Source organism: Paenalicyclobacillus cellulosilyticus, assembly GCF_014647315.1.
In the GTDB taxonomy this organism is placed as follows: domain Bacteria; phylum Bacillota; class Bacilli; order Alicyclobacillales; family Alicyclobacillaceae; genus Alicyclobacillus_J; species Alicyclobacillus_J cellulosilyticus.
On the sequence record NZ_BMOY01000175.1, the window covers coordinates 1 to 510 of the forward strand.

Sequence of the window (510 nt, forward strand, 5' to 3'; positions counted from 1 at the left end):
TTTCGCTGTGCACAGGTTGGATTCCTGTCGAAATTCGTCCCCTGCCCGAAGATCAGGCGCGGAATCTGTGCACGAATGTTAGAAGGACAGCTAATACGAGAGCGAGTATCGAAAAAATCGTTTCCACAACCAATGCATTGACAGTGAACATTTCCCGAAAAGCTCTTTTTATAACATCCAAATTTCTCTCGATTGCAAGAAAAAGAAACATCAAACCAAGGTTGACTGACGAATAGACAAGTACGCACAAAATCAAGATATAGACTGGTGTAATGTACCAAGACTCTCCATGATTCAATGCCTTTAGGGTTAAAACAGCTGAGACGGTAGAAATCATAAACATGTCAGCATTTGCCAATTGTACATGCATACGGCGTTTAGAAAGATATCTCGCACTCGATATCACCGCATAAGTCAACCCTGCCCAAAGCACGATATGTGGTAGTGTCCCGTCAAGTGGTGTAATTTCACCGTTTGTGTCTAGTTTGTGACGTCGTTGACTTTGCCCCG

General features: G+C 43.3%; 1 protein-coding gene. It reads right to left on the minus strand.

Annotation, left to right across the window (positions count from 1 at the left end; translation table 11 throughout):
• Positions 1–52: 52 nt before the first annotated feature.
• A partial coding sequence (locus IEX97_RS13870) for a hypothetical protein (protein WP_229776962.1) occupies positions 53–510 on the minus strand: 458 nt, incomplete at its 5' end.